The sequence below is a fragment of the Dehalococcoidia bacterium genome, from assembly GCA_028711995.1.
In the GTDB taxonomy this organism is placed as follows: Bacteria; Chloroflexota; Dehalococcoidia; order SZUA-161; family SpSt-899; genus JAQTRE01.
In genome coordinates this window covers 1-2,833 of the sequence record JAQTRE010000233.1, presented here as the reverse complement: position 1 = coordinate 2,833, position 2,833 = coordinate 1, and the positions used below count along the sequence as shown (strand labels likewise).

At 52.0% G+C, this 2,833-nt stretch carries 7 protein-coding genes; all 7 read left to right on the top strand.

All coding sequences use genetic code 11. The features are described from left to right. Positions 1 to 138 precede the first annotated feature (138 nt). The 7 genes from PHV74_16060 to PHV74_16030 are packed head-to-tail and all read left to right on the top strand — an operon-like array spanning position 139 to position 2,745. On the top strand, positions 139 to 879 hold the full coding sequence (locus tag PHV74_16060) for a hypothetical protein (GenBank protein MDD5095866.1): 741 nt from the start codon (positions 139 to 141) through the stop codon (positions 877 to 879). Continuing rightward, positions 872 to 1,240: a hypothetical protein gene (locus PHV74_16055; protein ID MDD5095865.1), complete on the top strand. Its 369-nt coding sequence runs from the start codon at positions 872 to 874 to the stop codon at positions 1,238 to 1,240. Before PHV74_16060 ends, PHV74_16055 begins: the two co-directional genes overlap by 8 nt. Beyond that, positions 1,233 to 1,457: a hypothetical protein gene (locus PHV74_16050; GenBank protein ID MDD5095864.1), complete on the top strand. Its 225-nt coding sequence runs from the start codon at positions 1,233 to 1,235 to the stop codon at positions 1,455 to 1,457. Before PHV74_16055 ends, PHV74_16050 begins: the two co-directional genes overlap by 8 nt. Beyond that, the gene (locus PHV74_16045; GenBank protein ID MDD5095863.1) at positions 1,450 to 1,644 is read left to right on the top strand and encodes a hypothetical protein; all 195 of its coding nucleotides are present in this window, start codon (positions 1,450 to 1,452) and stop codon (positions 1,642 to 1,644) included. The genes PHV74_16050 and PHV74_16045 overlap by 8 nt, the downstream gene beginning before the upstream one ends. Then, on the top strand, positions 1,637 to 2,038 hold the full coding sequence (locus PHV74_16040) for a hypothetical protein (GenBank protein ID MDD5095862.1): 402 nt from the start codon (positions 1,637 to 1,639) through the stop codon (positions 2,036 to 2,038). Before PHV74_16045 ends, PHV74_16040 begins: the two co-directional genes overlap by 8 nt. Then, positions 2,025 to 2,414, top strand: a complete 390-nt coding sequence (locus PHV74_16035; protein ID MDD5095861.1) for a hypothetical protein — start codon at positions 2,025 to 2,027, stop codon at positions 2,412 to 2,414. The genes PHV74_16040 and PHV74_16035 overlap by 14 nt, the downstream gene beginning before the upstream one ends. Beyond that, positions 2,407 to 2,745 (top strand): hypothetical protein, encoded by a 339-nt coding sequence (locus PHV74_16030; GenBank protein MDD5095860.1) that lies wholly within the window; start codon positions 2,407 to 2,409, stop codon positions 2,743 to 2,745. Before PHV74_16035 ends, PHV74_16030 begins: the two co-directional genes overlap by 8 nt. The last annotated feature ends 88 nt before the right edge of the window (positions 2,746 to 2,833 follow it).

The following is a 2,833-nucleotide window of genomic DNA, read 5'->3' as shown; positions in this document are numbered from 1 at the left end:
GGATCGGCGGCGTGTCAGCCGGGTCGTGGATGCTGAGTGGTGATGCGGCGGTAGGCGAAAGCGAAGTTGGATTTACGGGCGTCGCAAGTTTTAGGTGCCGGGTGGGGAATCCGGCCCGATCCGAGATAGGAGGCCACGATGGAAAACGGATGGACTGAGCGGATAGAGGAACTTACCAAATCCCGCGACGATTGGAAACGGGAATGGCGCTTGCTCAACGCCGGACTGAACATGGCGGAGGATAAGATCAAGGAGCTGGAGGCCGAGCGCGACGCCGACCGACGCAGGGAATACGGCTACTCGCAACAGACAGTGGACGCGTTGACACTGGAAAGGGACAAGCTGACGGCGGAGAGAAGCGATTGGAAGGCTCGATACCAATCTGTCGCGGAAATGCATGATGCGCTGATTGCGGAGTTTAACGAGATGAGGGCCGAGAACAAGCGGCTTGCTGCCCTTAATGACATGTTCCCGCAGGAAATAGCGCGGCTGGAGGACAGGGTGTCTGAAGAGTATGAGGCCGAACGCGCGGATGATAGGGCGAGAATCAAGGAGCTGACCGCCGAGCGCGACGCCGACCGACGCAGGGAATACGGCTACTCGCAACAGACCGTGGATGCGCTGACATTGGAGAGAGATAAACTCAGGGCGGACAGGAATGATTGGAAAGCTCGATACCAATCTGTCTCGGAAATGCACGATGCCTTGATAAAGGAATACAATGAGGGTAGGGCCGAGAACAAGCGGCTGAGGGAGCTTGTTGACGGGGCGACTGAGGTCGTTGAAATATTCCCCTGCACATCCCCGGCACAAGAGAGATGGAAAACTGAGTGGATGCAGAAGGCACGAGAAGCCCTGAAGGAGGCCAGCCATGAATAATACAGATCGAAAATTACTCATAAAGTATCTTGGAGAGTGCAATCATCAGTGGTTATTTACACGGTTAAGTTCCGTTGACGGCATGTCTGTATGTCAAATATGTGGCAAAATGGTGTGGGACGGAGAGAAGGTTATTAACCGCCGCACATTCACCACCCGAGACGATATGATGGATTTGTATGGGGCCGTTGTGAAGGCGGGGAAGTGGGATGAGTTTGCACAGTATTGCTATGAGCAACATGGTGAGAAAGGTGCGCCTTGTTGGGATGATGACGCTTGGCTCTTCTGCCTCTCCGGTGAGGGCTACGAAGACCGCTGTCAGATGGTGGCGGAGTGGATTAAGGAGGCCAGCCATGAATGACACATCAAGACTCGATTGGCTCGAAAAGCAACAAGGCTGCTGCTTAGTAAGCGACGACAACGGCCATTGGGCATTTGTTTGCAGCGGATTCCAGAATGTTCCAATGGGGAAGAAGGCTCAAGATATAGCGTCAACTTTTTTCATAGAAAAGAAAGACTGGAGACCTACTATACGCAAGGCAATAGATCGCGCCATGAAGGAGGCAAGCCATGATTAATCTGCCCCTCTGCCGTTGCGGATGGCCGTTGCACGATGGGGAGTGTGCTGCCTGCCGGGTTAGAAAAGCGGAAAGACTGCCGGAACACGCTAAGTGCTGGAACTGTGAGCATTGGAATGGTGGGCGATGCTGCCTGATGGGGTCACATGGAGTATGCACGGAATGGAAGGAGGCCAGCCATGAATGATGAGGATCGCAAGCTGTTGACGGAGTATTTGGGGGAGTGCTGGCACGAGTGGACAGGAGGTGTTGCCGTTAAGACATCTTCCATTACTACCATAATGTGTCAGAAATGTGGAAAGATTAAATGGCATGACCTGCCTCGCACCTTCACCACCCGCTCCGACATGATGGGTCTGTATCAGGCGATTGCGAAGAAGGGGAAGTGGGGAGAGTTCTTTCATCATGCAAAAGACCCGTTTGAATTGGTAGCTCTTTGTCCTGATGAAAGCGGGACTGGTTATGATTGCTATGAATCAGACTTTACCACTTGGCTCTTCTGCCTCAGCGGTGAGGGCTACGATGAGAGATGCCAGATGGTCGCGGAGTGGGTGAAGGAGGCAATCCATGAATCCAAATAACTACGCAAGCCTGGAAGCCAGTAATAGGCTGGTAAAGGCGGGGATTGTGCTGGTGACGGAAGCGGGATGGTGGAGGCGAAATAGCTGGCAAAGGTGGTCATTAGGATACAGGGGATTAGTCGAAGATGATCCCCGCAATATTATAATTATCCCGGCCCCGGGCATGGCCGAAGTGTGGAGGGAGCTGCCAGCTACCGTTCCGGATAGAGGATTATATGTGCCTATGAAGTTGCGAAAAGCAGGAGATGGGAAAACATGGGGAAGTTATTTCAGAGACGGTAGTCAGATTATAGATTCCATAAAAGCTGACACCAACCCCACCGATGCTCTAATCGACTTGCTGATTTGGGTAAGGAAGGAGGCCAGCCATGACTGACATCAACAAGAGGTTGTGCGAGCTGCTGGGCTGTGATGTTCCAAGACCAAAAGATATATGCCCGACGTGTGGCAAGACAAACACTGACGGCAAGTTTATCGACGGAGCAGATTTCTTCTCCGAGAAGGGTCGTATCGACCTGCTGAAAAGGATGGTAGCAAGGAATGATTATTATAGGTTTTTATTTTCTCTATATGATTCTTTTGAATGGCCCGCAGAATCAGAATATCAGCAAGTTATGATGCAGAAATCGATTCTTGTCGAATATATCCTTGACGACAACGGCGCACTGGCGCGGGCTGTATTGGAGTTTTTGGAGGGGAAGGCTTGACATTCGCCGTTGCACATAAACGCTGGCTCACCCTTAAACAGGCCGCCGCCTATACCACACATCTACATCCGGCCTTTCGATCCCCACA

Coding starts and splice junctions, on each gene's coding strand:
- PHV74_16030 (MDD5095860.1), top strand. CDS start 2,407: ATGACTGACATCAACAAGAGGTTGTGCGAGCTGCTGGGCTGTGATGTT.
- PHV74_16035 (MDD5095861.1), top strand. CDS start 2,025: ATGAATCCAAATAACTACGCAAGCCTGGAAGCCAGTAATAGGCTGGTA.
- PHV74_16060 (MDD5095866.1), top strand. CDS start 139: ATGGAAAACGGATGGACTGAGCGGATAGAGGAACTTACCAAATCCCGC.
- PHV74_16050 (MDD5095864.1), top strand. CDS start 1,233: ATGAATGACACATCAAGACTCGATTGGCTCGAAAAGCAACAAGGCTGC.
- PHV74_16040 (MDD5095862.1), top strand. CDS start 1,637: ATGAATGATGAGGATCGCAAGCTGTTGACGGAGTATTTGGGGGAGTGC.
- PHV74_16045 (MDD5095863.1), top strand. CDS start 1,450: ATGATTAATCTGCCCCTCTGCCGTTGCGGATGGCCGTTGCACGATGGG.
- PHV74_16055 (MDD5095865.1), top strand. CDS start 872: ATGAATAATACAGATCGAAAATTACTCATAAAGTATCTTGGAGAGTGC.